Raw genomic sequence first — 26,128 nt, 5'->3', positions numbered from 1 at the left:
TGTTTTGGTAAAAATTGTAATCTCACACTTTTTTCATTATAACCGATAACTAATCAACTTATTTATTTTTCATTCCTTAGGGTTTATTTTCTATAAGTATCTGTCGGAGCGTCAGTATCTTTACGCTAATGAAATCTTGGCTGAGGATAAGATTGATTTTCTAGAGCTTGATGAATCTTCAGCAGAAGGGCAGGAATATTTAGAGGCAATCAAAGAGGAGTCGATCGCACGGTTGGGGTATTTTCTGAAGCCGTCGGAGTTGTTTGGTGCTTTGGCAAAGCGGGCATTGGGGAATAAGGCGGAGGAGGAAGAGATTAGTGATGAGGAGTTGGAAGCGAGTTCCATTTTTATTTTGGACGATTTGACTCAGGTGCTCAATAGCATCGAGCGATCGACGATGGGGAAGGAGAGTGAGGAGGATTTTGACCATTTGTTTGAGGATTTGGATCTGACTTCGACAAAGTTGGGGCGAACTCCGAAGGCGAAGAATGCACTGATTGCGAAGATTTTGGTGCATTTGAATAAGATTGATTTTCGGTTGCAGGACAGCGAGAGCGATGTGCTGGGCGATGCCTATGAGTATTTGATTGGGCAGTTTGCGAGTGGGGCGGGGAAGAAGGCGGGGGAGTTTTATACGCCGCAGCAGGTTTCTAAGGTGTTGGCGAAAATTGTGACGACGGGGAAGCGGCGGCTGAAGTCTGTTTACGATCCGACTTGTGGATCGGGTTCGTTGTTGTTGCGGGTGGCGCGAGAGGTGGAGTCTGTCGGGGATTTTTACGGGCAGGAGATGAACCGCACCACCTATAACTTGGCGCGGATGAATATGATTTTGCACGGGGTGCATTATCGGAATTTTGATTTGCGGCAAGAGGATACGCTGGAGCATCCGCAGCATGAGGGGATGCGGTTTGAGTCGGTGGTAGCAAATCCGCCGTTTTCGGCACATTGGAGTGCGAATAAGCTGTTTGAGTCAGACGATCGCTTTAGTCAGTATGGGCGGTTAGCGCCGAGTTCTAAGGCAGATTTTGCGTTTGTGCAGCATATGCTGCATCACTTGGATGATAATGGGACAATGGCGGTGGTACTGCCCCACGGGGTTTTGTTTCGCGGTGCGGCGGAGGGGCAGATCCGCAAGTATTTGATCGATGAGCGCAATTGGTTGGATGCGGTAATTGGGTTGCCGGCGAATATTTTTTATGGAACGAGCATTCCAACTTGCGTGTTGGTGTTTAAGAAGTGTCGCGAGCATCCGAATGATATTTTGTTTATTGATGCGAGTGCGAATTTTGAGAAGGCAAAGAATCAAAATTTTTTGCGGGATGAGGATGTAGAGAAGATTGTTGAGACCTATCGAGGACGGTTACAAGAAAACAAATATAGTTATTGTGCACCGCTATCGGAGGTTGCGGAGAATGATTTTAATTTGAATATTCCCCGTTATGTGGATACGTTTGAGGAGGAGGAGGAGATTGATTTGGGGGCGATCGCTTTACAATTACAATCTATGGATCGGGCAATGGAGGAGAACGATCGCATCATTCGGGGATTTTGTGAGGAATTGGGGATTGAGGTGCCGTTTTAGGGTATGGGGAATATGGATACTCAGTTATTGCTTTCTTCTTCTCATCTGTATGAGAATTTTATGCGGCGGCTCATTGGTTTAAGTCAACAAGCCAATTTTTCATTAAGTGCTGCGATCGAGGATTATTTAACCATGAATTATCGGCTTAAATTAGAACGGATCGATAAACTCAAAGCTTGGCTGGATGAGTTTAGACCTTTTGAACCTGCGATCGTTGCCGAACTCAAAAAGCTCTATGATGTTCGCTTTACTTATAACTCAAATGCCATTGAGGGGAATACTTTAACTCAAAGCGAGACAGAATTAGTGTTAACCAAGGGGATTACGGTGGGGGGCAAAACCCTAGACGAACATTTAGAGGCGATCGGGCACAAGGAGGCGATCGATTATATCGAACATTTAGCCCAAAAAGACACCAAAATTAACGAATGGGAAATTAAGCAAATTCACAATCTAATTCTCCGCAAAATCAACCCAGAGGAGGCGGGGAGTTATCGGACTCTTGATGTGATGGCAGCAGGGACAAATTATCGTTATCCTCCTCACTATTTACTGTCTCAATTAATGGGAGATTTTGTGAGTTGGCTCAATTCGGAACCGGCTTTAAGTCTCCATCCGGTTGAATATGCAAGTATCGCCCATTATCGGTTTGTTTCGATTCATCCTTTTCGGGATGGGAATGGTCGATCGGCTCGATTATTAATGAATTTACTGTTAATTCGATCGGGCTATCCGATTGTGGTGATTAATAACCAAGTTCGCAATAATTATATTAATGCTTTAGCCTATGGACAACAAAACCAAGACGATTTAAGTCAGCTTTATGACTTGGTTTTTGATGCGGCGATCGCGTCACTGGTGGAGGTTTTAAGGTTGTTGGTGACGGCAAGCAGTAGCAGGGGAAAGGGACAGGCTTTTTATCAGGAAATTACGGATTTTCTCGATCGCGCAGGAGTTGAGGCAGATGTATAAAGATATGGAGAGGAACGATCGGGTGATTCGGGGGTTTTGTGATGAGTTGGGGATTGAGGTGCCGTTATGAATAAGAAGTTAAAGAAAAATGTGCCTGTGTTGCGGTTTCCTGATTTTAGTGGGTCTTGGTTGATAAAATCAGTCTCAGAATTAGTCACAGAAAACCTTATCTATAAGCCTCTTGACGGTAATCATGGAAATCTACACCCCACATCTTTTGATTATGTAAAAAGTGGAATTCCTTTTGTAATGTCTAATGATATTCAAAATGGAGTCATTAACTATAGTAAATGTCACTATATATCAGAAAATTTAGCAAAAAGTTTGCAAAAAGGATTTTCTAAAGAAGGCGATGTACTATTAACGCATAAGGGAACAGTTGGAGAGGTGGCGATTGTTGGCAAAACTCCATTTCCTTTCATAATGCTTACTCCTCAAGTTACTTACTATCGTGTTAAAAATCCCCAATTATTATCTAATCTGTATTTGGTATCTTTTTTCACATCTTATAACTTTCAAAAGATGTTAAAAGTTCTGGCGGCTGGCGGAACACGACCTTATATTGGAATAACGGAGCAAGGGAAGCTGAATATCTCGATTCCATCTGTAAAAGAACAGGAAAAGATTGCGAGTTTTCTGGGGGCGATCGACACCCGCCTCACCCAACTGCGCCGCAAGCACGAACTCCTGCAAACCTATAAACGGGGCGTAATGCAGAAACTCTTTTCTCAACAAATTCGGTTTAAGGGCGATGATGGGAAGCCTTTTCCTGATTGGCAAAAAAAGAAGCTTGGGGAAATCGCAAGTAGGCAAGTCAAAAAAAATCTTGACGAATCAATCACTAGAGTTTTAACAAACTCTGCTGTGCAAGGTGTTATAGATCAACAAGACTATTTTGACAAAGATATCGCCAATGCTGACAACTTGGCAGGCTATTACATCATAGAAAAAGGTGATTATGTCTACAACCCAAGAATTTCTACAAGCGCACCAGTTGGACCAATTCATAAAAACAAAATTGGCTTGGGTGTAATGTCTCCACTCTATACAGTTTTTCGCTTCAAAACTAAAGAAGATGCTTTTTATGAACAGTTATTTAAAACATCGGTTTGGCACAAATATATGTGCAGTGTTGCGAATTACGGAGCAAGATATGATCGAATGAATATAACAACATCCGATTTTATGGCTTTACCTCTGCCTTATCCCATTTCAGAGGAACAAGAAAAAATAGTGGATTTTGTGACAGCGATCGACCAAAAGATCCAAGCCATTGCCCAACAAATCGCATTAACCGAACAATACAAAAAAGGCTTGCTGCAAAAAATGTTTGTGTAGTGGCTGTAATTGCTGCTGTTTATCGTTAACTAAAGCCAAATACTTGCTTAATCGCCCCATCAACCCTAGCCAAATCCTCCCCACTCAACTCTCCACGTACCCTTACCAGCCGTTGCCGATGGTCGATCGGACGAGTCTGTAAACAATCCGCGATCGATCGTTTCGCCAGTCCATTCATCGCCGATGGATCTAAATCAATATTCGTCGAGATGCGCGCCTTTTTCTCATTCCATTCCGTAATCGGCACAACCTGAATCACAGGCACACGCGCATTGTAAACATCATTCGTCACAATGATACAAGGCCGAACCTTCCCCGTTTCAGAACCTCTCGTCGCTTCCAAATCAACATCAATAATCTGCCCGCGCCGCAAACTATTCATTCTGGCCAACCCGCCAGCGCGCTATCCGTCAAAGCCTGCAAATCCGTATCCTCCGCATAAACCTCCGTATATAAATCCGCCGACATCTCCAACGAATCTAACTCCTGCTGCAACTTCCCCAGCGCCACCCGAATCAATTCATCCTGATTCTGAAAACCATACTGCCGCGATTTTTGCACAAATGCCCACAACGACTCATCTAAATTAAACTGCGCTTGCACCATAAAACACCTCTCCCAAACGCCATATTCCCTAGTGTAGCACCCTGCACAATCCACTCCTTGCCATCTCTGAGAAGTCCCGTACTGAGTGCGTGATACCAATTTTTTATGAGGTTGCATAGAATCCGATCACCCTGGCGCCCCCCTTAATAAGGGGGGGACAAGATTCTTCTCAAAGTCCCCCTTATTAAGGGGGATTTAGGGGGATCGAGATATGTGTAACTTCACATTAAATTGGTATGAAATTTCTGTCAATTTTTACGATTGGGCAAGAAATCAATTTAATCGAACACCTTTAAAAAGGCTTGCTGCCAAAAATGTTTGTGTGAGACTAAAATAGGGAATAGAAATAAACTCCATTACCCATTATACCAATTTTTTATGATGCCCCGTAGAATCCGATCACCCTGGCGCCCCCCTTAATAAGAGGGGGACAAGATTCCGCTCAAAGTCCCCCTTCTTAAGGGGGATTTAGGGGGATCGAGATATGTGCAACTTCACATTAAATTGGTATTACCTACTATCCATTACCCATTCCCCATTCCCCATTCCCCATTCCCCATTCCCTAAACAATGACTCAATCAGAACAAGAACTAGAACAAAACTTGATCGATCGCCTGACGGGACTCGGCTACGAACCCGTCACCCTCCGCAACGCCGCCGACTTCACCGCCAACCTCAAAACCCAACTCGAAAAACATAACAATACCCAACTCAGCCCCGAAGAATTTAAACGAGTCCTCAACCACCTCGACAAAGGCAACGTCTTCGATCGCGCCGAACGCCTCCGCGACAAAATGGAACTCATCCGCGATGATGGTACACCCCTTTATTTAGAATTTTTAAACACCGAACACTGGTGTCAAAACCAATACCAAGTCACCCACCAGATCGCCCAACAAGGCAAATACAAAAACCGCTACGACGTAACTTTATTAATCAACGGACTCCCCCTCGTCCAAATCGAACTCAAACGCCGAGGACTCGAACTAAAAGAAGCATTCAACCAAATCAACCGCTACCAACGCCACTCCTACGGTGCAGACTTTGGGCTATTTCAATATGTGCAAATTTTTGTCATCTCCAACGGCGTGAATACTCGCTACTACGCCAACAACCGCAAACAAGAATACAAACAAACCTTCTACTGGGCAGATGCAGAAAATAACCTAATCACCCAACTCGACGACTTCGCCAAGGCCTTTCTGGAGAAATGCCACCTCTCCAAAATGATCTGCAAATACATCGTCCTGCACAAATCCGACAAAGTGCTAATGGTGCTACGTCCCTACCAATACTACGCCGTCGAAGCCATCATTGAGCGCGTCAAGGACACCGACAAAAACGGCTACATCTGGCACACCACAGGATCAGGCAAAACCCTCACCAGCTTCAAAGCCGCCCAAATCCTCACCGCACTCCCCAAGGTCCATAAAGTGCTGTTTGTGGTCGATCGCGCTGACCTCGACTACCAAACCAGCAGGGAATTCAACTACTTTAGCCCCGACTGCGTAGATACAACCGACAACACCAAAGAACTTGTCAATCAGATGACAGGCGACAGCAATCTCATTGTCACCACCATCCAAAAACTCAATAACGCCATCAGAAACCCTCGCCATGAATCTGTCATGGAACCCCTGCGGAATCAGCGTATCGTCTTCATCTTCGACGAATGCCATCGTTCCCAATTTGGCGAAACCCACAAAAATATCGTCAAATTCTTCCCCAACGCCCAAATGTTTGGCTTTACTGGCACACCCATCTTCGCCGACAACGCCGCTAGTAACGCCTATGGCAAACGCACCACCAAAGACCTATTCCAAGAATGCCTGCATAGATATGTGATCACTAATGCGATCGCCGACGAAAACGTCCTTAAATTCTCCGTTGAATATTGGGGGAGAATTCGCCGCAAAGATGGCAGTTTAGAATTACAACCCCTATCCGATAAAACCTTTTTTGAAGACCCCAAGAGAATCGCAGGTGTCGTTGATTGGATAATCGCCAACCACGATCGCAAAACCCACAATAAAAAATTCTCCGCCATACTCTGCGTCAGTAATATTGATAGCTTACTGACCTATTACGAAACTTTTAAAAATAAGCAAAAACAGGGTTTACATGACTTGCGAGTCGTGACGATTTTCACCCCCAGCATTAACGAAGACGACGAAGAGGCAAATGGCTTAATCGGCGAACCCGATTTTGATTTAAAAACCAGCAACAGTCCCCACAGCCGCGACAAACTCGCCGAATTTATCAACGATTACAACGTCCTCTATCAAACCCAGCATTCGGTCAGAGACAGCAAAGCTTTCTACACCTACTACAAAGACATCTCCAAACGGATGAAAGACCGCGATCGGGAAAACGCTCAGGATCGCGATCGGGCCGATATTTTGTTAGTCGTCAATATGTTCCTCACGGGCTTCGATGTCAAAAAGCTCAATACCCTCTACGTTGATAAAAACCTCCAGTATCACGGACTCATTCAAGCCTATTCCCGCACCAACCGCATTTTGGGCGAACTCAAATCCCAAGGCAATATTGTCTGCTTCCGTAACCTCAAAGAGAACACCGACCAAGCCGTCGCCCTCTTCTCCGATGCCAACGCCAATGAAGAAATCTTTATCGAACCCTACGAACATTACATTGAAGCATTTAATCAAGGCGTGCAGGAATTGACGGCGATCGCCACTATCCCCAACGATGTCAATAAACTGATCAGCGAAGACGATCAAGTGGAATTTGTCAAAGCCTTTCGTAATCTCATCCGTCTATTAAACGTCACTAAATCCTTCACCGAGTTTAATTTTACTGACCTGAACATGGACGAACAGACCTTTGAAGATTATAAGAGCAAGTACCTCGACATTTACGACAGAACGCGATCGCGCAATGACGAAGAAGATAAGTCTCTCATTGAAGAAGTTGATTTTGAATTGGAATTGATTCAACGCGATGAAATCAATGTCTCCTACATTCTCAAACTCCTAGCAGAACTCCGACGAAACATCAAAACTAGCGAGGAAGACTATCAGAAGAAAAAAGAATCTATCCTCGACCTCGTTGGGCAAGAAGTCCAGTTACGCAGTAAACGCGATCTCATTGAAAAGTTCATTGATGAGCAGATGCCCACAATTAAGCCAGAAGATGCGATCGAAACCGCATTTCAGAGCTTCTGGAATCAGGAACGCACGGTCGCCGTGCGCCAACTCTGTCTCAAGGAGAATCTGAAGCTCGAAGCCGTCCACCAAATGATCGCCGACTACAAATTCTCAGGCAAGGAACCATTACGCGAGACAGTTCTGAATGCCTGTAACGAAAAACCCAAACTATTAGAGCGCAAAAAAATCTTCGATCGCGTCGTGTTGCAATTACTCGACCTTATCAACAAGTTCGATGATGCTCTTGGCGCATTTGAAGAGGAACAATAAAACAACCCTCAAAGCAGGCGATCGCCAAATTAGTGGCGATCTTCATACGTGGTCTAACAAGTCGATAAAGCGGACGGGCAAGAGATTCTAGTGGGGATGCCGAGATTATCTGCCACCGCTTATCTTAGCCGTTATCTCGCAAACGCTGCCTGACTTTGGAGATGATTCGGAAGCTCGATCGAGAGCTTGACCTACAGAAAATTGGTAGAATCAATAGATACGCTTCGATCGCGCACCCATGCAACAAGCTAGTAGATCCCAAAAAAAGATGTTTGTGTAAATCGTTAAAATAGTACCAAAAACAATTAAGGAGAAACCCATGTTAACCCTAGAAATGGCAATCCAAAAAATCAAACATTTTTCCCCCGAACAACGCAATAAAGTTATTGAATTTATCGAATTTCTAGAATTTCAAGCCAGCCAAACTCAAACGATAGAACAAAAAAAAGATGACTCCAATCAAGAACAATCCTTTTTTGAGCTAGCTGGAATCTGGGAAGAAAAAAATATCACTCTAGACGACATTCGCAAAGACGCCTGGGGCAAATAAAACCAATGATTTTGTGTGACACCAATATTCTCATCGAATTCTATAAAAACAATCACTGATTGGGAGCGTTATCTCGTAAACGCAGCCTGACTTTGGAGATGGTTCGGAAGCTCGATCGAGAGTTAAGCTAAATAAAACTCCGAGTTCTGCATCGATGCTTATTAGAAGCGAATAATTTCGATCGTGCCTCGCGATCGCACAAAACAAACATCAAATTCTCGAAAGAAGTTGGTTTGCCCGAGAATTAATGGAACCTGAGAGGCTTGTGCCCAAGCAAATGCTAGGCGAACGGGTTCCAGATTCCCAATTTGAACATCTACAAATACACCCCGCGCCTCAACCGTTGCCAGATTTCCAGCCAATGGCAAGCGGACAGTTTGTTCCTCCCAAATTGCACCCAATTGCAGACCAATGTCATAAGGTAATAGATTGACCGCAGACCCAGTATCTAGCAGTGCATTCGCCGAGACAGAAAAGCCTGCATGAATCAGAGTGATGGGAATCGTGGGTAATGCTTCATCGTCAGAAAAGGGAAACTCGATCTAACTAGGCATGAGTAGATGCCTCTCGATCGTCCTGAATCATCTGCATCATAATGTTTGCAGCTTCCGTTGCATCGTAGGGCGACCAAACTGGATACTCTGATGCAGAAAAGATGACTTGTAATTCAGCGTCTGGGATTTGCACTGCTAGGAGTTTGAAGAGTGATAATTTGTCTGACTGGCTCAGATTGTTCACCAAAGGAATTAACTCAGCGAGAGACATGGTTTAAACTCCCAGAAGTACGAGAATACATCTATCATAAACGCTGCCTGAGTTTGGAGATGGTTCGGAATCTCGATCGAGAATTAAGGATTCCTTACGAGATTCCGATCAAACTTTATCCTGCCCAAAAACAAAGAAAAAGCCGCCCTAAAAGGACGGGACTTTAGCCCTCCGCTCATTACCAACAAATATCAAGGCAACTCAACCGAACTCGGTTTAGCAATGTGAGGCAAGCCCCAGCCCAATTTTTCCCGCAAAATGTGGAAAAACTCAAAAGATTGCACCCGAATAAAGCGGGCTGGGTACTGAGCTCGCTCGACTTGCACCCAATCCTCCGGCAGAACATAACATCCGCCGTTCCCGTCTACCACCATTACCAGGCGGTTTGGACTCGCCGGCAAAATCTTGATCGGCTCAGTGTTGGAAAACACCAAAGCCCGCGAAGCCATTGAATGCGGGCAAATAGGCAGCAACTGCAGCACCGGCACTCCGGGAATGATGACAGGGCCACCGGCAGAAAGGGCGTAAGCTGTCGAACCTGTGGGAGTCGCGATGATGACTCCATCTGCGGCAATGTCAATAGAGGCGTGCTGGCCGATCGCCACTTCAAAATGACACATACAAGTCAGCGGTTCCCGGTGCAGCACCATTTCATTGAGACAAAGGGCTTCCCAGAGGCAGTCGTTTTCTCGAAACAACCGCACCGCTAGCATTGATCTTTCTTCTATTTCGTATTCTCCAGCGATTACCTTTTCCAAAGCTTGCGGCAGCAAGTTCAGGTAAGTTTCTGTTAAAAAGCCCATGTGACCCGTATTGACAGTCAGCAGCGGCACTCCAATCGGAGCGACTTGGCGAAATGCCGACAGCACCGTACCGTCGCCGCCCAAAACCACTGCAAACTCCATGTCGCTGTCAAAACCGGGGGGGACGAGTTGTTCGATCTGAGTGTGGCACAGGGGGCGATCGGGGCTAGAATAGCCCAGAATTCCTCCGGAACCAGAAACCGAGCAAACCTCCCAGCCGCGGGCAGTCAGCTTGTCTTCCAACTCTGCGGCGATGCGACAAGCCACAGGTTTAACGTCGTTGTATATAATCCCTGCTTTCGGCACTTTAAAATGTAAAGGGCATTTTTTGTTTACTCCGTTTTTTAGTCTTAAGCTGCTCGTACTCTATTTCCTTGAGCTTCTTCATAATCAGATTAAAGTATTCTTCGAGATAAGACTCCAAAGTAGTAGTTTCTTTGGGGTCGATTCCGAAGACACTGTAAACATCATCCATCGGAGCTTTCAAGGGTTTTCCGGCTGCCAAAACTTCTGAAAAAGCCAATCTGTCAGCTACGTTCCAACTCCACTGAAAGAAGGTAGCTAATTTACGAGTAGCCTTCAACAAGGCGTCTGGGGTGCGCGTAATTTTGGCTTGCTTCCCTGACAGCCGTTCGCACAACCGCACGATTTCGTCAGCATCCCAAGCGCGATTTCCCACCACCGGAAAGCTTTTTTTCTCGGTTTCAGGAACCGAAAGAGCCCGGACGGCAAATTTAGCAACGTCCTGAGTGTTCATGTAGGCAAGGGCGGATGGCTTGTTGGGCAGCCAGACTGCCTGATTGTCCAAAATCGGCATTGCATACAGGCTCACCAGTCCTTGCAAAAAGCCGCAAGGTCTCAAGATTGTGTAGTCTAAACCGGATTCTGCTAAAAACAGTTCGGTACAACGCTTGATTTCCAACAACGGGACTTGGGGATATTTCTCGGCGTCGAGAAAGGAAAAGAATATGTAACGCTTGATGCCTGCTGCTGCTGCTGCTTGGATCAGCGATACTTTTCCGTCCCAGTCTACTCTTTTGATGCTGACAGAATCTGCTGCACTGGCTGTTGCTGCATCGATAATAGCACTGACGCCTTCTAGGGCCGGAGGCAGACTGTCTGGCTGGCAAAGGTTTCCCGGTACGAGTTCAGCGCCCCATTCTTTCAAAAATGCAGCTTTTCTGTAACTTCTGACTAAACAGCGCACCTGGTAGCCCTCGTCTAGGGCGCGGCGGGCTATTTGGCGGCCGAGAGTGCCGGTGGCACCTAAAATCAATAAAGTCATCTAGGGATTAATTATGAATCTTAAACTTTCAATAAGATGGTATCAGGTTTTTGTTAAGTTTATATAAAAAACTTAACAAAAACCTGAAATTTTCTCATTTTAGGCTTGAGATATTCGCCAGAAGGCTTGCTTTCGGCAGCAAGTAGACTCTAGAAGGCAGAAGGTAGAAGGCTTCTGAAGGATTGGTTGAAAAAAACTTATTCTTCGCCGCCTTGCAATTTGAGCAGGAGGAAGCCTCCACCTATACCCACGAAAATTAGGGAAAAGGACAAAAAGGCTGCATTGAAAATTTCAGGATTCATGATTTGATAAGTCTAATTGGGCGATCGCATTAAATAAAGATAATATAATTTGGGGCAACCCGGTACATGAATGCTAAAATTTCAGTGCCGCAATTCCTGTATTTTGTTGGAGAAAACTGCCTTGAGTCTCGATCGGGAATCAAAACTAGCTGTAACTCTGGGAGATCCGGCGGGAATTGGCCCGGAAGTGATTCTCAAGGCATTGGCAGATCCCGCTGCTGCTTTGATGGTGACGGTTTTCGGATCTAAGAGAGTTTTGCAGCAAACTTACGATAAGTTGCGATCGAGCAATCCCGCAGCAGAAGCGGTAAATCCCGAAACATTAAATATTATTGATATCGAACCAGACAGCAAGTGGGGCGAAATAGTACCCGGTGTCGGGAGTGCAGCTAGCGGGGCGGCTAGCTTTGCTTATATGGAAAGTGCGATCGCCCTTACCCTCGCCGGCGAATTTTCCGCGATCGTCACAGGCCCGATTTCCAAAACTTGCTGGCAGGCTGCCGGTTACAATTATCCCGGACAAACAGAACTCCTCGCAGAAAGGGCGAAATCGCAGCGGTTCGGAATGCTGTTTGCCGCCACATCTCCACACAGTGGTTGGACGCTGGTAACTTTACTGGCTACCACACATATTTCCCTCCGTCAAGTCCCCGATGCGTTGAGTCCAGAATTACTCAGCGAAAAACTAGAATTGCTGGTAGAGTGTTTGCGGGAAGATTTTGGGCTGGAAAGACCGAAAATTGCGATTTCTGGCTTAAATCCTCACAGCGGCGAAAATGGCAAACTGGGAAATGAAGAGCAAGACTGGATGATACCTTGGTTGGAAACGCAGCGCGATCGTTTTCCTCAAGTGCAGTTAGACGGGCCAGTCCCCCCTGATACCCTGTGGGTAAAACCGGCTAAAGTTTGGTACGGTTTAGCCAAGGAAGCTCACGACGGTTACTTGGCAATGTACCACGACCAGGGGTTGATTCCAGTAAAATTGATGGCTTTCGATAAAGCAGTCAACACTACAATTGGCTTGCCTTTTGTCCGCACGTCTCCGGATCACGGCACAGCTTTTGATATTGTAGGTCAAGGGATTGCAGATGCCTCCAGCATGAAGGCAGCATTGCAGTTTGCCGCCCAGTTGGCTAGTCGCAGAACAGCAGTTAAAATAGGGCGATAGGTTTAGTACGCCTGACGCTTGGAACAATTGTGTCATTCCTATTGATTTTCGCTGGGGTGAGGCGGCAAGCAAGCTGGTAATTTCCTTCGGTCGATTAAAATCAACTATTGGTAGCGCAGTATGGCAGCATTTAATGATAATTCCGGCAAAATATATCAGTCAGAAAAAGAGGTTTCTGATGCAACTCTGGCAAGTTCTAAAGCTGGAGAGCAACTTCAGGAATTGCTAACCATATTGACTGAATTTCAGTTATTAAAGAAATCCAAAAAAGAGCCAAGCGAGCTGAAATTACCGCTTTCGGAAAAGTCTGTTCAGCGATTAGAGGATGAGGAAAATCGGCGCCAACAATTGTCTTTCCTGATCGAATCACCGAGTATTGTACCGGAAGTATTAACTAACGATGAAGAGATCCCATCTCAAAGACGAGAAAACAATAATGAGGAACCAGATTTATCTATAGCCGGGAAGGTAGCAAAAAATAATCGGCAGTCGGAGGAAGAATTAGAACAAGCAGTTGAGCAGTTTAAACAGTTGCAACAACTACTGTTTGAAAGAGATTTACCGGAATTTTACAGTAATGTTTTGAGCGTGGAACAAAGGTTAGAAAATTTTGAAAATCTGATGTCTCAACCCGAAGAGTTGATGATTTTACTGAGGCCGTTAATTCCTGAGTTAGTCAGAGAAGAATTAGAGGAGTTGAAGTCGGAATTAAAAAAGGCGATCGACCTCGCGAGCAATAATAAAATTAATCCGATCGAGTTGGAGGCAAAATTAGCAGATTGGGAAAATCAAATTGCTAACTTGAACCAGCAGCCACTGCCGAATACAGAACACTTAATCCAACGGCTGATGCCAGTGGTGGGCGATCTGCTAAACCGTAAGGTAGAGGAGTCTAAGTTAGAGGTAGCTTCGGCGATCGCACCGAGAGTCAATCAAGTAATTCACAATCAAAACGGACTTGAAGAACAGGTAGTAAGAATTGAAGATAGAGTAGCGAATATTCAGCAGCGTTACCAGCAGCAACCGGAAGATTTAATCAAGCAGCTAGTACCAGTAGTTAGCGATTTGCTGAACCGGAAAATTAGTGAATTAAAATTAGAGATTGTAGAAGCTGTTGCTCCCTCAGTACAGGTAAGAATAGCTTGGGTAGAAATAGAAGAAAAAGTATTGAGCATCATCGAACGCCGACTGGCTACGCAACAGTCGCCAATTCAGAAGCCTGAAGAGATAATGGCGATGCTAATGCCGGCAATAACTGATTTGCTGAATCAGAAAATCGATGAATCAAAATTACAAGTAGCAGCGACGATCCAACCTTTGATAGAATCAGCAATTCTTCAAAGAGAAGTTCAAGGCAAATTGAGCGACGTAGAAAGTAGACTAAATAATCTTCAACGACAGCAAAAAACTCAGCCGGAAGATATAATGGCAAGGTTAATGCCGTTAATGATTGAGTCGCTGAACCGGAAAATCGAGGAGACAAAGTTAGAGGTGAGAGAGGCGATCGCACCTGGTGTCAACACTGCTATTCAAAACAGCGGTATTGCAGCACAAATATTAAATAATGAAACTAAGATTGTCGAAGTTCAGCAGCAAGTTTTAGCCGAGATAGAAGGGTTGATGGCAAGAATAATGCCAGTGATTGTAGAAATGCTGTCTCGAAACATCGGGGAAGCAAAGCTAGAGATAGAATCTGCGATCGCCCCCGCTGTCGATGCCATCATTCAGAATAAAAATATCGATCAAAGACTCGGGAAGATCGAACAACAGATTGTGGCGATCGAACACCGGATTTATGAATCCACAGACTTGTTTACCGATTTACTGAAACCTTTGATTGATGAGCTGATGGTTAGCCATCACGCCCAACTACAAAAGTCGGTCATCGAATCTATTTTACCATTGTTAGATGAAGTTGTAAGTTATAATTACAGACTCAACGATAAAGTAGGGGAACTCGATCGCAAAATTACTGATGCTGAATGGGGAGGCGATCGGGAAGAATTAATCGCCCGAATTAAAATCATGTTTCCCGAAATGATGCTCCAAACCATTAATGAGTCGAAACAATCATTTGTCGAAACCATAGCTCCGATAATTGATGAAATAATTAATACCAAAACCCGAGAAAATCGACAATCGATGGGAGTAGCCATATCGCCGGCTCTGACTGTGGGAATCAGCCACAGAATGAGTGAATCGCCCGATGAAATTGCCATGGCGATCGCGCCGGAAATGGCCGCCGCTATCAAACAGCAAATTCATCTCAAGCGAGAAGCAATGTCGGATGCACTTTATCCGATCATCGGCAGCACGATTTTAAAATACATTGCCGAGATGATGCGGGAGATTAATGAAAAACTCGAAGCATCTTTAAGTCCAGAGGGAATTAGTCGCAAAATTAAAGCCAAATTACAGGGCATTTCTGAAGCAGAATTGCTGATGAAAGAAACAACACCACTGAGTGTTAAAGCGGTTTTTTTAATTCAAACGCAATCGGGCTTAGTAATTTCAGCAGTGCAGAAGTCTGAACGCGAACAGCTAGAATCAGAGATGGTAGCAGGGATGCTGACTGCTATTCGGGCTTTTGTTAACGATTGCATATCTCAGTCGGGAAATATTGCAGAGATTGATGCTATAGAATACGGGACATCTAAGATAGTATTGGAAGTAGCGGGTTCGTGTTATCTGGCCGTAGTTATGCAAGGAGAAACCCGCCAGTGGTTTAAGTATAAAATGCGATCGATATTCAACAATATTGTTCAAGAATACGGGGATCGAATCCAGTCATTCAACGGCGATCCAGCGACTGTGCCACCCGAAGTAAACTCAAAATTGCAAAAATTAATCGATACAGAGGTAAAAGTTAAATCTCGTAAACGTCCAATTTTACCCATGATCGGTTTGGCAGCGTTAGGTTTAATTGGCGTACCTTGGGGAATTCATCAATACCGCAGCAGAGTTGCAGCGAGCTTAGAAGCAGATACAAATTTAGCATTACAATCTGCTCCCGATTTATCAGTTTATCGCCTCGTGGCTGATGTTAAAGATAGAGTATTGGAGATTTCGGGACGAGTGCCGAATCAAAATCTGCGATCGAAAGCGGAAAAAATCGCTCAGCAAGCGGCTCCCCAATCAAGAATTGAAAATAAAATTATAGCCGTTGAAGTACCGCCAGATCCGGTTTTAGTCGAAGCCGATGTCAAGCGGACAGCAGCTCTTTTGAATAAAGTAGAAAGCATTAATATCTCCGCTCGCTATGCAGAGGGAAAAGTCGCCGTTGCAGGCAGCGTAAGCAAAGTACCAGATGCTCAGAAAATAACTCAAGCTTTTGAGAAAATTCCGGGGGTGAAGTCTGTAACAAATACAGTGATAATAGGAACTCCACCGCCACCCAAGATAATAATGCCAGTTCGCGTATATTTCGGTGCAGGTTCGGCAAGTTTGCAGGCGAAAGATGTAGCAGAAAAGCTTAGCAAAGTCAAGGAATATATGGAGAAAAATCGCACGAAGAATTTAAGGGTAGTTGGCTACAGCGATTTTAAAAGCACTCCGGTAGAAACTCAAAAGTTGGCACTGGAAAGGGCGACAAATGTGAAAAATATTTTGGTTAGACAAGGGATAAATGGCAACAGAATACAAGTTGCTTCTACCAAGGGTCGTCCCGAAGGTGTGGAGGCCAATCAACCGCTGTGGCTGAGCAGATTGGTAGTATTTGAGGTGATAAATTAGAAATAGGGAATGGGGAATTGGGAATTGGGAATTGGTAATTGAGAATGGGGAATTGTTGACTGTTGACTACTGACTAATGACTACTGACTAATGACTTCTTCCTCTTAAATTAATCGAACTCGCCCAGAGGTAAAGGCTTGTATTCGATCGCCCGCCAAGCATATTAGCAAGCGGCCGCTTCCATCAATGCCGGCGGCTTCTCCGCAGATGGTTTCGGAGGAAAGTTCGATCGCCACCGGGCAGCCAATCAACGCATCGCGGCGGCGCAATTCCGGCAAAAGTAGCGCTAAACCGGACTTGGAGGCTGGCTTGTCTGTGGTAGAAAACATATCGGCTAGTTCGAGTAAATAGTGCCGCAGTCGATCGAGCAAACACAGTTCATCTGGTACTGTACTAGCAATAGAATGCAAGCTTACCGCATTGCCGAGATCCCTTTCATCCAATCCCGCAGCCGCGAAATCTACGCAGCGGTTGAGCCCAATTCCGACAACCGCGCGAGTTGTGCCCAAAGCATTGCCCGAAGTGGCTTCGCAGAGAATTCCGGCTAATTTGTGGCGATCGATCCAGACATCGTTTGGCCATTTCAGGCGCAGCATATCACGACAGTCAGGAACTAAATCTTCGATCGCGTAAATCACCGCTAAACCCGCTGCTAAACTGAGTCCCGGCAACAGAGTAGGGTTGAGGTTTTCGAGTACAAAACTAACAGTCAAGACACCGCTTGGGGCGTGCCAGGTGCGCCCGTGTTGGCCGCGCCCGCTGGTTTGTCGCTTCGTAAATACTGCATCTCCGTGGTGGAGCCCGGCCGCGCGGGCGATCGCCCAACTGTTGGTACTCGGACAGGTATCTAACGAGTGTAGCCAGTGATGGACGTTTGGGCGATCGGGTTCTGGGGATGCGGGCACGGGAGTTAAGGGCAATTCCGACAAGGTTTGATTTGTAGTATTTGATATCTAAAAGCTGATTATCGCATTTTCCAGAAGTGCCACCTCGGGCGACGGCGAGAATTCTGCGAAATTGGAGTGTAGTACAGTTTCAGCATCAGATTTACCTTACGCTACAACATCAGTTGAGCCGCAATATCTCTTTATTTATAAGGGTTTTGGCGAACGTAGAGGGTTGGGGGGAGCGATCAACACCCCTTTAAAAAACCCAATTTAAAAAAAAGTTGTATTACCCCCTTGACAGTCTTGTATTACGCAATGTAGTATAAATGTATGGCGAAGGGGAAAGAGCTTCAAAGCCTTGCCCCTCAAGCAATATGAACCTTGAAAACTGAATAGGAAGTTAATCATGTCACATAATTGTGGACATCGGCGGTGTAGACTCCGGCAACAATAGCCCGATCGGGTTGTAGTACGCGGAATCAACCGCCACCCTGTCCCAACTTGAGTAATTCAAGGACAGAAAATTGTTCATTTTCGCGGGGGTATAGCTCAATCGGTCAGAGCAGTCGCCTGTCGAGCGAAAGGTTGCGAGTTCAAGTCTCGTTACTCCCGTCAGTCGATTTTAGATTTTAGATTTTAGATTTTAGATTTACTCCACAGGAGAAGAATCTGGGAATTGGAACTTTGGTCTAAAATCCACACATCCTGTCGGAAAGCAAGTATCCGTTTTTCGGCGGGTCAAAGTCCCGTAGGCAAAAGTCAAGCCGTCTTCCCCTCTGGCGTGAAGATTGCGAGTGCAAACCTCGTCGGGACTCCCAGGTTAGGTGGCTGAGTGGCTCAAAGCGTCGGTCTGCAAAACCGATTTTCGCGGGTTCAAATCCCGCCCTAACCTCTGTTCCCTATCAGAAATTAAAAATTAGAAATTAAAAGATTAAACTAACAGTCTTTTAATTGAAATTTTTAACTTTGAAAAGGAACGAAGCGAAAGTGACATTGCAGCGTAGCTTAATAGTAAAGCGCCAAGTTCATACCTTGGTCAATGCGGGTGCAAATCCCGCCGCTGCCACCAAAAGCAGGGATGGTGTAACTGGCAACACTCTGGTCTCCAAAACCAGAATTCTGAGTTCAAATCTCAGTTCCTGTGCCAATTTATAGTGCTGTAGGCAAATGGTTTAAGCCGCTTGGTTTTCACCCAAGTGATTTGCGGGTTCAACTCCCGTCAGCACTTCTCGTGGGTCGTTGGCAGAATGGTTTTGCAGCCGCCTTTTAAGCGGATGGATCGAGGTTCAATTCCTCGACGACCTACCAAAATTTCTATCTTGGGTCGGCCCTCCTATTGGTGTGGGTAGCTGTCTGTAAAACAGTAGCTTAAAGCGTTGCTGGTTCAATTCCAGCCCGACCCATTTGTAACTGTATTTAATATGCAGTTGCAATCTTGAGAGCGTGGTGTAGCCGGATAACATCTCAGTGAATAAAACTGAAGATTGAGGGTTCAAATCCCTTCGTTCTCGCTGTGGAGAGGTGGCCGAGTGGCTTAAGGCGCTTTCCTGCTAAGAAAGAGCGGTTTAACAGCCGTCGAGGGTTCAAATCCCTCCTTCTCCGTTTTCCCCCGATAGCTCAGTTGGTAGAGCGCTTGTCTGAAGAACAAGAGGTCGTCAGTTCGATACTGACTTGGGGGATTGCATTGCCTTATAGCTCAATGGTAGAGCAAGCGGTTGTTAACCGCTAGGTTGTAGGTTCGAGTCCTACTGGGGCAGCCATTTTTTTAATTGCCGGGTAGACAAATTGGTAAAGTCGCCTATCTCTGAAATAGGAGTTTCTGTAGGTTCAAAGCCTACCCCGGCACCCAATAATTGGGAAGTCGCCTAATCGGTATGGCACCGCTCTTTGAAAGCGGCAAAATGCAGGTTCGATCCCTGCCTTCCCAGTTCTGCTATTACCAAAGCAGATAAATTACACTCCTGTAGCCCAATTGGCAGAGGCCGCAATTTCAAAAATTGTGTTGTGTGAGTTCAAATCTCACCAGGAGTACCAAATTTTTAACTAAGTTTCTACTTGCTCCTGTGGCGGAATTGGCAGACGCGGCAGACTTAAAATCTGTTTTATTTTGAGTGTGAGTTCGAGTCTCACTAGGAGCATGAGCGGGATGTAATTCAGCGGCCAGAAGCTATGCTTTGGGAGCATGGAGTCGTTGGTTCAAATCCAACCATCCCGACTTTATCCCTGTGATGTAATTGGAAAACATCACTCGCTCAGAACGAGTGTTTTTTGCAGGTTCGAGGCCTGTCAGGGGTATGAGGTTTTATTCAATCTCAAATCTCAAATCTCAAATCGGTTTTGCCCCTGTAGCCCAATTGGGAGAGGCGCTAGATTTAGGATCTAGTCAGTGCTGGTTCGATGCCAGTCAGGGGTATTTGGTGACATTGCGGGTGAAGTAGCCTGGGTAGGCTTGGAGGTCTCATAAGCCTCTTAATAGCAGGTTCAACTCCTGCCCCCGCCACCAAAAATGCAGGTGTGATGTAATTGGCAACATGAGGCTCTTGTAAAGCTTTCTTGCAGGTTCAACTCCTGTCACCTGCTTGGGAAAATACGATCGCTATTTAGCCAGAATTGCGATCGCCACCTTCCCAAATTTGCAGTTGTCGTTCTGCGGCAACAAAACAGTTTACATACGGCGTGGGATAAACAAAATAGTCGTAAGCCAGCGCCATTTGCCGCGCGGCTTCGCGATAAGGAACTCTGCCTATCCCCGTTCCTAAACCCGGACAAACGACACTCTCAATTTTACGTTCTGCGTGTCGATTGTAGCGCCGAATTGTTAATAGCATTGCCCACATTGCCACATACGGAACGTCTGTACCCACAACAGACATAGGTACGCGCATGGTGGGAGTATGAGCGAGAAAAGGATGTTTGGGATGGTGAGTTTCGATGATGAATGACGTGCCAACTGGTTGTTCGCCTAAATAGTCTTCCAAGATATGCTGCTGAACCCTAACCATCAGAGAATGACCGAAAAAACTAACGATAGCTGCGTCGATACCGCCATCCATCATGCCAAATGAATTAGCGGGACTCACCAAACAGTCATACTCGGTTAAATCCTCGAAACATTTGTTGGTAATTTCGAGATTGGGTAAGTAGAAAAAATGTTCTTGGAATGCCGCGAATAGTTCGGGATTTGGTGCTGTAAGTATAAGTTTCATGTGTTTTATCTCCGAACGCTAGTTTAGCAAATAGCTAAGGACGATCGTACTCATTTTTCCAAAAACTTGTCATAATTGAGGTTGAGTAGTTCAAGGTTAAACTATGCTAGCAACTGACAACACCTCAATGGGAAAAATTATTACCACACTCACCGTGACTAACCGCGCCGATCAAAATGTCGCAGCCAGAGGATTTATGCCTTCCGACCAAATCCGTTCAGTCACTCTAAATAATGTGCTAGTTGATACAGGTGCAACAACATTGTGTTTGCCTGCAAGTATCATTGCACAACTCGGTTTAGAATTGCTCAAAGAAGTGGATGTAGAGACTGCTAATGGCATTGGTAAAGCCAGAATTTTTCAGGATGCTAAAATTTCTTTAGTAGGACGCGAAGGCACGTTTGAGTGTTTGGAATTGCCCGGAGGTATGAATCCTTTATTAGGCGTGATTCCTCTCGAAGCCCTGGGAATTGAATTAGATTTAAAAAATCAGCGATTAGTAACTTTACCCATCAGTCCAACGCAAACTTACTTGACAATTTTGTAAAGGCTGTATGTTGAGGTTAAAGAGATACAATCGCTAAACTAATTGCGGATATGGTGTAACGGTAGCATTCGAGTCTTCCAAACTCTAGGCACGAGTTCGAGCCTCGTTATCCGCTTGGCTAAACGAGAGGTTTTTTCAATCCAAAATCTCAAATTTCCAATCTAAAATCGGTTTGCGGATGTCATGTAGCGGCTAGCATCTGAGTATGCCATTCTCAGCGCATGGGTTCGAGTCCCATCATCCGCTTTTGTAGTCCTGAGCTTCGATGGTAGAGCGTTTGCCTTACAAGCAGACGCGGGGTAATCTCCTGTCAGGACTACTAATTTATGGGAGTGTAGCTCAATGGATAGAGCGCCGCGCTTCGGACGCGGATGTTGTGGGTTCAAGTCCTGCCACTCTCGTTGTTTTTGCTTTAATTTAAGGAGGTTGATTCCATTGAATGGATAATTTTTTCTAGTAAGAGCGATCGCCCTTTGCGTGTCCCTATCTTTGGAGCCTACATACTTTAGTACGAGAGGAAAGGTAACGCTGTCAAATTCAGCGGGCGTTTGAGAACGAGGAGTGCATTGAACCCGGCAGGTTGGCTTAAAGGTAGCCATCCTTTAAAGAGTGTGTAATAACTCATCGGCCCAGTCCCTCTAGTAACTGAGAAAACGCAATGCTCTGATAACTTGCACGTCAAAGTGCGTGAAGCGCAGCTATCCCGTAGGGAATCGTACAAATCAACAAAAAATACGGGAGTGTAACTCAAGTGGATAGAGTGTCGAGCTTCTACCTCGAATGTTGTGGGTTCGAGTCCTACCGCTCCTGCTGTCTGGGGTTCGTAGCTTAATTGGTAAAGCATCTAACTGGCTGTTAGAAAGATATCGGTTCAAATCCGATCGCAATCCACCACACCAATTTTAGATTTTAGATTTACTCGACAGGTGAATCTTTTACCCGGGGTCATAGCTCAATTGGTAGAGCGCTTGCTTTGCACGCAAGAGGTTAGGAGTTCGATTCTCCTTGATTCCACTGCGGTGTCTGAAGCCAAAGCGGTCGCGGCGCTGGTTTGTGGAACCAGTAATAGCGGGTTCAATCCCCGTCAGACACCCCTTGGAAGATGCCGCTAAATGGTTGGCAACCAGTCTTGAAAACTGGGGTACAGGTAACTGTAAGGGTTCGATTCCTTCATCTTCCTTTTAACCACCGGAAGTCGAAAAGCGAGACACCGTGCTGATAACGCGGGGATAGGAGGGGCAGTACCTCCTCGGTGGATTTCTTATGATTTTATATATAAATAAGGGAGAATTATGGTTAATTATTTTCACGAGATTTACTATCATACAGCGAGCAAAATTATGGGGAGGTCACCTAAGTGGAATGGCACCGTAAAAACTTTGGAAAAGCGGCTCCCAAAAGGACGATCGGGTTTGTTGAGTAGGGTAAAAAGTTGCTTCGCGACGTTCCCTGAAAACGCAAACTGGCAGCGGGTTGCGGAGGCACTGAAAGGAACTAACAGTCCGAGATGGGGGCAGTTCCCGTCTGCTTGCGGGCAGTAAGGAAGCGCGTTTCCTGAAAGTTGCTGTCGATTGATGCGGGTTCGAGTCCCGTCCTCTCCATTCAAGGTTCAAGTCCAAATCGAAGAGTTTCAACCCGTGCCCTAACAGTTAAAGCATACATACTCGGCTGTTAACCGACCAAAACCAATGCTTTACGCACTTGCACGGGTTGAACCTCAGAACCTCAGTTGTTCTTGAGGTCTAAATCGCGATCGTAGCTGCCGATTGGCCGCAGTCTGGTCATCAACTGCTTCAGCAAGAAGCCATTGCTGTTCCAAGCGGTATAAGGAGTAGCCCCTTGTCCTTTCAGGCACAAGGTTTGTCGGGCTTTGTTGTGGCAGATATTTGCCAGCAGGCTGACGACTGACACTAAGCCGAGTTCATCGACAAGGGCTTCGAGTTCTTCTTTATTCACAAGCACACCTCCAGGGTTGACTATTCCTGGATAGTACCATATAGTACCTTTCAAGGGTACTTACAGTATGCTATTAGTTACTTAGTTTCAGTTTCCTCCACGAGGTTGTATTCCTTGATAGCCGCCATGACTAGCAGAGTGGACATAGGAACTCCTGTCTGCTGGGAGATGTTTCTCAGTTTTTCGTGCAAACGCTTGGGAACTGTGACTTTGATCACAGCAGTCTCTTCTTTGTCAGCCATTTCAAGCAGTCATGTTTAGTTGACATCAGCTTATCCTCTTTCCGAGTACCGATCGCGCTTTGCTCTGATCGTCTGTAGGGATGCGGGCGCAGCGCGATAAAATGGCTGCTGCTGCGAAACTGTGCGCTAACAAATAAAAAGGTCGATCGCAAATCTCTAACCAAGGGAGCGATTGGATATATTAGTTACATTCAGAAACAAGCAGTAACCAAACAACTTAATAAAATAAGGTGAAACATGAGAAAACTAAAATATTACGTTGCTTGCACCGTTGACGGGTTTATTGCTCGCGAAGATGGCTCATTTGATTGTTTTCCCATGGAAGGAGAGCATTTCGCTGATTTGTTCGATTCCTTTCCTGAAACTTTTCCGGCTCACTTTCAGGAAGCACGAGGCATTCGTGCAGAAAACAAGCAGTTTGATGCGGTTTTGATGGGACGGAAAACCTATGAGGTAGGGCTAAATGTTGGTGTAACTAATCCTTATCCCAGCTTGAAGCAGTATGTATTTTCGCGCACTATGGAAGCCAGTCCTGATGAGAATATTCAACTTGTTGCGGACAATCCTGTTGCATTTGTTAGGGAATTGAAAAAAGAAACAGCTAAAGACATCTGGCTGTGCGGTGGTGGGGCTTTAGCGGCAACTCTTTTTTCTGAGATTGACGAGATGATTGTGAAGTTGAATCCGGTAGTAATTGGAGCGGGAATTCCTCTTTTTTCCGGTGCAATCGAGCCGACCAATTTGGAAGTTGCCGATCGCAAAATCTACAGCAACGGTTTCATGTTGCTTCATTATCGAGTGAAGCATTAGCGATAAGGACTTTATTAGTTGCAATTACTGCGGGCGAAAAAAGACTGAAGTCCTTACTACAAAATGATCTTCTAGGAATTACACAAAAATTGTATGCGGTATTTTCTCTATTTCAATGTTGAGTCAGACCGATCGCCACAAATTTTTACAAAAAAAGTTGATTTTTCAGAACGGTTGTGTTAAAATAGCTTAGATGCGGGAGTATAGCTCAGTTGGTTAGAGCAGGTGACTCTTAATCTCAAGGTCGAAGGTTCAAGTCCTTCTACTCCCATCCCCAATAACCTACTATTCACAAGGCTTTGAGACTTTAAACTGTCTCTAGTATGTCGCTTTTAGCCCATTTTTCGCTCACGATAGCAGCCAAGGGCGGTAGCGGTTGGATTACAGTGAGTGTTTGCGTTTTCGGATTTTTAAGGTCAATCGACCCGCCCGATCGATAAAAGTGCGATCGCCCAAGCTATTTTTAAACTGAATAACGACAGGAAATGGTGATTAGCTATGATGGCAAGTCTCTCGACGCGCTGCTATGGGGGCGATCGCGATTTAGATGCGATCGCACATTTAATCAATACTTGCGAAGAAGTTGATCGGCTCGATGAAGGTACTTCCATCTCGGAATTAGAACAAGAATTTAACCAACCGTCCCTAGACAAAGCCCGCGATATCCGCCTTTGGGAAGATGCGGAAGGAAAATTAATCGGTTTTGCTCAGTTGTCGGTTTCTGAACCGGGGGAAGTAATTGACGGTTGGCTGTGGTTTCGCGTCCACCCCGACGCGCGATCCGGCGATGTGGAAGCAGCCGCGATCGCCTGGGGTGAAGTGCGGATGCGCGAGGTGTCTGCGATGCGGAGCGCGCCCGTGAAGCTGCGATCTTGGGCTCGCGCTGAGGATTGCGATCGCATTTCTGTGCTCGCAAGTTGCGGTTTCAGGGCCGATCGCTATTTTTTCCGCATGGCGCGATCGCTCTGTGAACCAATCCCAGAACCGCAATTTCCCGAAGGTTTCTTGCTGCGTCAAGTCTCCTGCGAACAGGATGCGGAAGCTTGGGTAGAAATGTTCAACCAGTCGTTTATCGACCACTGGAACCACCACGATTTTACAGTAGAGAAATCCAATTACTATTCAACTCTACCCAATTATAGAAACGATCTAGATTCGATCGCTGTTGCAGCAGACGGCACTTTTGCCGCTTTTTGCTACTGCGAAATTAACCCCGATGAAAACGATCGCACCGGCAGAAACGAAGGCTGGATTGGTGTTCTCGGTACGCGGCGCGGCTTCCGCAAAATTGGATTGGGACGAGCAATGTTGCTGGCTGGTTTGCATCGACTCAAAGCTGCCGGTGTCGAGACGGCTATTCTCGGCGTCGATGCTGAAAATTCCTGCGGTGCGCTGCGGCTTTACGAATCAGTAGGCTTTCACAATATTCGCAAGAGCATTTCTTATGTTAAGGATATTTAATTGATAGGGACTTACTCACATCTTGCACCATTCTCACGAACAGGCAAGATGCCTGTTCCACAAGAAAATTTACTCTTTGTGGAACAGGCATCTTGCCTATTCATAAAAAGCTTATTGAGAATGGTGCAATATCTCAGGACTTACGCACTCCGACCCAAGAAACCCGGTTTTTTACCGGATATGCGGGTAGCAACCAAATATTTTCGTGAAAAAACCCGGTTTCTCGCCACTCGTGTAAGTTTTATCTAAAAAACTTTTGCTACCCCCTTGACACCTGTGTAGTATGTATGTAGTATATAAGTATGGAAAGCGCAGGACAAGCAAAAACCTGTATTTTTCGTGCAAATTCTGAACGTTGACAACTAAATATTGCTCAAAATTTCAACGAACATCAATTTGAAAGTCTTGTAATATAGACTCGATGGTCATGTTGTTACTTTATACGAGACTGTTCGGTTACAAACTGACTCGAACAGAG

At 45.4% G+C, this 26,128-nt stretch carries 21 protein-coding genes and 27 tRNA genes; 37 read left to right on the top strand and 11 right to left on the bottom strand.

What is annotated here, in order from left to right; translation table 11 throughout:
* Window positions 1-52 precede the first annotated feature (52 nt).
* The 3 genes from Q5691_RS07370 to Q5691_RS07360 all read left to right on the top strand — a co-directional run bounded on the left by Q5691_RS07370 (window position 53) and on the right by Q5691_RS07360 (window position 3,892).
* Window positions 53-1,582, top strand: coding sequence for a type I restriction-modification system subunit M (locus tag Q5691_RS07370; RefSeq protein ID WP_333344297.1), 1,530 nt, complete (start codon window positions 53-55; stop codon window positions 1,580-1,582).
* Window positions 1,583-1,594: 12 nt separating this feature from the next.
* Complete coding sequence (locus Q5691_RS07365; RefSeq protein ID WP_333344293.1) at window positions 1,595-2,554, top strand: Fic family protein; 960 nt, start codon at window positions 1,595-1,597, stop codon at window positions 2,552-2,554.
* 66 nt (window positions 2,555-2,620) lie between these two features.
* Window positions 2,621-3,892 (top strand): restriction endonuclease subunit S, encoded by a 1,272-nt coding sequence (locus Q5691_RS07360; RefSeq protein WP_333344291.1) that lies wholly within the window; start codon window positions 2,621-2,623, stop codon window positions 3,890-3,892.
* Between the two features lie 25 nt (window positions 3,893-3,917).
* On the opposite strand, the gene Q5691_RS07355 is transcribed toward Q5691_RS07360, so the two are convergent.
* Both Q5691_RS07355 and Q5691_RS07350 read right to left on the bottom strand, forming a co-directional pair.
* Complete coding sequence (locus Q5691_RS07355) at window positions 3,918-4,274, bottom strand: type II toxin-antitoxin system PemK/MazF family toxin (protein ID WP_333344289.1); 357 nt, start codon at window positions 4,272-4,274, stop codon at window positions 3,918-3,920.
* Complete coding sequence (locus tag Q5691_RS07350) at window positions 4,271-4,615, bottom strand: hypothetical protein (RefSeq protein WP_333344287.1); 345 nt, start codon at window positions 4,613-4,615, stop codon at window positions 4,271-4,273. The genes Q5691_RS07355 and Q5691_RS07350 overlap by 4 nt, the downstream gene beginning before the upstream one ends.
* A 453-nt stretch (window positions 4,616-5,068) precedes the next feature.
* On the opposite strand from Q5691_RS07350, the gene Q5691_RS07345 reads away from it, so the two are divergent.
* Together Q5691_RS07345 and Q5691_RS07340 are read left to right on the top strand one after the other, a co-directional pair.
* On the top strand, window positions 5,069-7,936 hold the full coding sequence (locus Q5691_RS07345; RefSeq protein WP_333344285.1) for a type I restriction endonuclease subunit R: 2,868 nt from the start codon (window positions 5,069-5,071) through the stop codon (window positions 7,934-7,936).
* Window positions 7,937-8,255: 319 nt separating this feature from the next.
* A complete protein-coding gene (locus tag Q5691_RS07340; RefSeq protein WP_333209050.1) occupies window positions 8,256-8,486 on the top strand; it encodes a DUF2281 domain-containing protein in 231 nt (76 codons plus the stop codon).
* A gap of 161 nt (window positions 8,487-8,647) precedes the next feature.
* Here Q5691_RS07340 and Q5691_RS07335 read toward each other — a convergent pair whose 3' ends face one another.
* The 5 genes from Q5691_RS07335 to petM form a co-directional block, all read right to left on the bottom strand.
* A complete protein-coding gene (locus Q5691_RS07335) occupies window positions 8,648-8,941 on the bottom strand; it encodes a hypothetical protein (protein ID WP_333344295.1) in 294 nt (97 codons plus the stop codon).
* 91 nt (window positions 8,942-9,032) lie between these two features.
* Entirely contained in the window at window positions 9,033-9,251 is a 219-nt protein-coding gene (locus Q5691_RS07330; protein ID WP_333209051.1) for a hypothetical protein, read from the bottom strand.
* Between the two features lie 191 nt (window positions 9,252-9,442).
* Window positions 9,443-10,360, bottom strand: a complete 918-nt coding sequence (locus Q5691_RS07325) for an NAD(+) kinase (RefSeq protein WP_333209053.1) — start codon at window positions 10,358-10,360, stop codon at window positions 9,443-9,445.
* A gap of 1 nt (window position 10,361) precedes the next feature.
* Entirely contained in the window at window positions 10,362-11,339 is a 978-nt protein-coding gene (locus tag Q5691_RS07320; protein WP_333209055.1) for an NmrA family NAD(P)-binding protein, read from the bottom strand.
* 197 nt (window positions 11,340-11,536) lie between these two features.
* Window positions 11,537-11,641, bottom strand: coding sequence for a cytochrome b6-f complex subunit PetM (gene petM, locus Q5691_RS07315; protein WP_172189541.1), 105 nt, complete (start codon window positions 11,639-11,641; stop codon window positions 11,537-11,539).
* Between the two features lie 70 nt (window positions 11,642-11,711).
* Here petM and pdxA point away from each other — a divergent pair, with 70 nt between their 5' ends.
* Window positions 11,712-12,809 (top strand): 4-hydroxythreonine-4-phosphate dehydrogenase PdxA, encoded by a 1,098-nt coding sequence (gene pdxA, locus Q5691_RS07310; protein WP_333308386.1) that lies wholly within the window; start codon window positions 11,712-11,714, stop codon window positions 12,807-12,809.
* Between the two features lie 120 nt (window positions 12,810-12,929).
* A complete protein-coding gene (locus Q5691_RS07305) occupies window positions 12,930-16,541 on the top strand; it encodes an OmpA family protein (protein WP_333344284.1) in 3,612 nt (1,203 codons plus the stop codon).
* A gap of 104 nt (window positions 16,542-16,645) precedes the next feature.
* On the opposite strand, the gene Q5691_RS07300 is transcribed toward Q5691_RS07305, so the two are convergent.
* Complete coding sequence (locus tag Q5691_RS07300) at window positions 16,646-17,470, bottom strand: biotin--[acetyl-CoA-carboxylase] ligase (RefSeq protein WP_333209060.1); 825 nt, start codon at window positions 17,468-17,470, stop codon at window positions 16,646-16,648.
* Between the two features lie 496 nt (window positions 17,471-17,966).
* On the opposite strand from Q5691_RS07300, the gene Q5691_RS07295 reads away from it, so the two are divergent.
* The 18 genes from Q5691_RS07295 to Q5691_RS07210 all read left to right on the top strand — a co-directional run bounded on the left by Q5691_RS07295 (window position 17,967) and on the right by Q5691_RS07210 (window position 20,008).
* Window positions 17,967-18,040, top strand: a tRNA-Asp gene (locus Q5691_RS07295).
* Window positions 18,041-18,246: 206 nt separating this feature from the next.
* Window positions 18,247-18,320 (top strand) — tRNA-Cys (locus Q5691_RS07290).
* A 102-nt stretch (window positions 18,321-18,422) separates the two neighbouring features.
* Window positions 18,423-18,497, top strand: a tRNA-Met gene (locus Q5691_RS07285).
* Between the two features lie 3 nt (window positions 18,498-18,500).
* Window positions 18,501-18,575 (top strand) — tRNA-Trp (locus Q5691_RS07280).
* A 6-nt stretch (window positions 18,576-18,581) separates the two neighbouring features.
* Window positions 18,582-18,656 (top strand) — tRNA-Glu (locus tag Q5691_RS07275).
* Between the two features lie 5 nt (window positions 18,657-18,661).
* A tRNA-Lys gene (locus Q5691_RS07270) sits at window positions 18,662-18,736 on the top strand.
* 13 nt (window positions 18,737-18,749) lie between these two features.
* A tRNA-Tyr gene (locus Q5691_RS07265) sits at window positions 18,750-18,831 on the top strand.
* Between the two features lie 34 nt (window positions 18,832-18,865).
* Window positions 18,866-18,939 (top strand) — tRNA-Tyr (locus Q5691_RS07260).
* A gap of 4 nt (window positions 18,940-18,943) precedes the next feature.
* Window positions 18,944-19,030: transfer RNA gene (locus tag Q5691_RS07255), tRNA-Ser, on the top strand.
* Window positions 19,031-19,034: 4 nt separating this feature from the next.
* A tRNA-Phe gene (locus Q5691_RS07250) sits at window positions 19,035-19,107 on the top strand.
* Between the two features lie 6 nt (window positions 19,108-19,113).
* Window positions 19,114-19,188: transfer RNA gene (locus Q5691_RS07245), tRNA-Asn, on the top strand.
* A 10-nt stretch (window positions 19,189-19,198) separates the two neighbouring features.
* Window positions 19,199-19,277 (top strand) — tRNA-Gln (locus tag Q5691_RS07240).
* A 5-nt stretch (window positions 19,278-19,282) separates the two neighbouring features.
* Window positions 19,283-19,356, top strand: a tRNA-Gln gene (locus tag Q5691_RS07235).
* 29 nt (window positions 19,357-19,385) lie between these two features.
* Window positions 19,386-19,462 (top strand) — tRNA-Leu (locus Q5691_RS07230).
* 23 nt (window positions 19,463-19,485) lie between these two features.
* Window positions 19,486-19,566 (top strand) — tRNA-Leu (locus tag Q5691_RS07225).
* Window positions 19,567-19,570: 4 nt separating this feature from the next.
* Window positions 19,571-19,643: transfer RNA gene (locus Q5691_RS07220), tRNA-Pro, on the top strand.
* 124 nt (window positions 19,644-19,767) lie between these two features.
* Window positions 19,768-19,841, top strand: a tRNA-Leu gene (locus Q5691_RS07215).
* A 95-nt stretch (window positions 19,842-19,936) separates the two neighbouring features.
* A tRNA-Thr gene (locus Q5691_RS07210) sits at window positions 19,937-20,008 on the top strand.
* 20 nt (window positions 20,009-20,028) lie between these two features.
* Here the strand turns inward: Q5691_RS07210 and Q5691_RS07205 are convergent.
* Entirely contained in the window at window positions 20,029-20,634 is a 606-nt protein-coding gene (locus Q5691_RS07205) for a macro domain-containing protein (RefSeq protein ID WP_333209063.1), read from the bottom strand.
* A 103-nt stretch (window positions 20,635-20,737) separates the two neighbouring features.
* Here Q5691_RS07205 and Q5691_RS07200 point away from each other — a divergent pair, with 103 nt between their 5' ends.
* The 9 genes from Q5691_RS07200 to Q5691_RS07160 all read left to right on the top strand — a co-directional run bounded on the left by Q5691_RS07200 (window position 20,738) and on the right by Q5691_RS07160 (window position 22,361).
* Complete coding sequence (locus Q5691_RS07200; RefSeq protein WP_333101624.1) at window positions 20,738-21,181, top strand: retroviral-like aspartic protease family protein; 444 nt, start codon at window positions 20,738-20,740, stop codon at window positions 21,179-21,181.
* Between the two features lie 44 nt (window positions 21,182-21,225).
* Window positions 21,226-21,296: transfer RNA gene (locus Q5691_RS07195), tRNA-Gly, on the top strand.
* A 59-nt stretch (window positions 21,297-21,355) separates the two neighbouring features.
* Window positions 21,356-21,427: transfer RNA gene (locus Q5691_RS07190), tRNA-Gly, on the top strand.
* Between the two features lie 82 nt (window positions 21,428-21,509).
* Window positions 21,510-21,582, top strand: a tRNA-Arg gene (locus Q5691_RS07185).
* 335 nt (window positions 21,583-21,917) lie between these two features.
* Window positions 21,918-21,991: transfer RNA gene (locus Q5691_RS07180), tRNA-Arg, on the top strand.
* 7 nt (window positions 21,992-21,998) lie between these two features.
* Window positions 21,999-22,075, top strand: a tRNA-Ala gene (locus tag Q5691_RS07175).
* Window positions 22,076-22,122: 47 nt separating this feature from the next.
* Window positions 22,123-22,195, top strand: a tRNA-Ala gene (locus Q5691_RS07170).
* Window positions 22,196-22,200: 5 nt separating this feature from the next.
* Window positions 22,201-22,274: transfer RNA gene (locus tag Q5691_RS07165), tRNA-His, on the top strand.
* Between the two features lie 4 nt (window positions 22,275-22,278).
* Window positions 22,279-22,361, top strand: a tRNA-Ser gene (locus tag Q5691_RS07160).
* Window positions 22,362-22,906: 545 nt separating this feature from the next.
* On the opposite strand, the gene Q5691_RS07155 is transcribed toward Q5691_RS07160, so the two are convergent.
* Window positions 22,907-23,137 (bottom strand): hypothetical protein, encoded by a 231-nt coding sequence (locus Q5691_RS07155; protein WP_333308393.1) that lies wholly within the window; start codon window positions 23,135-23,137, stop codon window positions 22,907-22,909.
* 77 nt (window positions 23,138-23,214) lie between these two features.
* Window positions 23,215-23,379: a ribbon-helix-helix domain-containing protein gene (locus Q5691_RS07150; protein ID WP_333203442.1), complete on the bottom strand. Its 165-nt coding sequence runs from the start codon at window positions 23,377-23,379 to the stop codon at window positions 23,215-23,217.
* A gap of 237 nt (window positions 23,380-23,616) precedes the next feature.
* Between Q5691_RS07150 and Q5691_RS07145 the strand changes: the two genes are divergently transcribed.
* The 3 genes from Q5691_RS07145 to Q5691_RS07135 all read left to right on the top strand — a co-directional run bounded on the left by Q5691_RS07145 (window position 23,617) and on the right by Q5691_RS07135 (window position 25,650).
* Window positions 23,617-24,189 carry a dihydrofolate reductase family protein gene (locus Q5691_RS07145; RefSeq protein ID WP_333209066.1) on the top strand — a complete coding sequence of 191 codons (573 nt, stop codon included), beginning with the start codon at window positions 23,617-23,619 and terminating at the stop codon, window positions 24,187-24,189.
* Window positions 24,190-24,386: 197 nt separating this feature from the next.
* Window positions 24,387-24,460: transfer RNA gene (locus tag Q5691_RS07140), tRNA-Lys, on the top strand.
* A gap of 227 nt (window positions 24,461-24,687) precedes the next feature.
* The gene (locus Q5691_RS07135; protein ID WP_333308395.1) at window positions 24,688-25,650 is read left to right on the top strand and encodes a GNAT family N-acetyltransferase; all 963 of its coding nucleotides are present in this window, start codon (window positions 24,688-24,690) and stop codon (window positions 25,648-25,650) included.
* Window positions 25,651-26,128 lie beyond the last annotated feature (478 nt).

It is taken from the genome of Microcoleus sp. w1-18aA5 (assembly GCF_036701705.1).
Classification (GTDB): domain Bacteria; phylum Cyanobacteriota; class Cyanobacteriia; order Cyanobacteriales; family Microcoleaceae; genus Microcoleus.
The sequence above is the reverse complement of the archived record's forward strand: the minus strand, read 5'-3'. Positions and strand labels throughout refer to the sequence as shown.

Coding starts and splice junctions, on each gene's coding strand:
- Q5691_RS07365 (WP_333344293.1), top strand. CDS start 1,595: ATGGATACTCAGTTATTGCTTTCTTCTTCTCATCTGTATGAGAATTTT.
- Q5691_RS07360 (WP_333344291.1), top strand. CDS start 2,621: ATGAATAAGAAGTTAAAGAAAAATGTGCCTGTGTTGCGGTTTCCTGAT.
- Q5691_RS07355 (WP_333344289.1), bottom strand. CDS start 4,274: ATGAATAGTTTGCGGCGCGGGCAGATTATTGATGTTGATTTGGAAGCG.
- Q5691_RS07350 (WP_333344287.1), bottom strand. CDS start 4,615: ATGCAACCTCATAAAAAATTGGTATCACGCACTCAGTACGGGACTTCT.
- Q5691_RS07345 (WP_333344285.1), top strand. CDS start 5,069: ATGACTCAATCAGAACAAGAACTAGAACAAAACTTGATCGATCGCCTG.
- Q5691_RS07340 (WP_333209050.1), top strand. CDS start 8,256: ATGTTAACCCTAGAAATGGCAATCCAAAAAATCAAACATTTTTCCCCC.
- Q5691_RS07330 (WP_333209051.1), bottom strand. CDS start 9,251: ATGTCTCTCGCTGAGTTAATTCCTTTGGTGAACAATCTGAGCCAGTCA.
- Q5691_RS07320 (WP_333209055.1), bottom strand. CDS start 11,339: ATGACTTTATTGATTTTAGGTGCCACCGGCACTCTCGGCCGCCAAATA.
- petM (WP_172189541.1), bottom strand. CDS start 11,641: ATGAATCCTGAAATTTTCAATGCAGCCTTTTTGTCCTTTTCCCTAATT.
- pdxA (WP_333308386.1), top strand. CDS start 11,712: ATGCTAAAATTTCAGTGCCGCAATTCCTGTATTTTGTTGGAGAAAACT.
- Q5691_RS07305 (WP_333344284.1), top strand. CDS start 12,930: ATGGCAGCATTTAATGATAATTCCGGCAAAATATATCAGTCAGAAAAA.
- Q5691_RS07205 (WP_333209063.1), bottom strand. CDS start 20,634: ATGAAACTTATACTTACAGCACCAAATCCCGAACTATTCGCGGCATTC.
- Q5691_RS07200 (WP_333101624.1), top strand. CDS start 20,738: ATGCTAGCAACTGACAACACCTCAATGGGAAAAATTATTACCACACTC.
- Q5691_RS07150 (WP_333203442.1), bottom strand. CDS start 23,379: ATGGCTGACAAAGAAGAGACTGCTGTGATCAAAGTCACAGTTCCCAAG.
- Q5691_RS07145 (WP_333209066.1), top strand. CDS start 23,617: ATGAGAAAACTAAAATATTACGTTGCTTGCACCGTTGACGGGTTTATT.
- Q5691_RS07135 (WP_333308395.1), top strand. CDS start 24,688: ATGATGGCAAGTCTCTCGACGCGCTGCTATGGGGGCGATCGCGATTTA.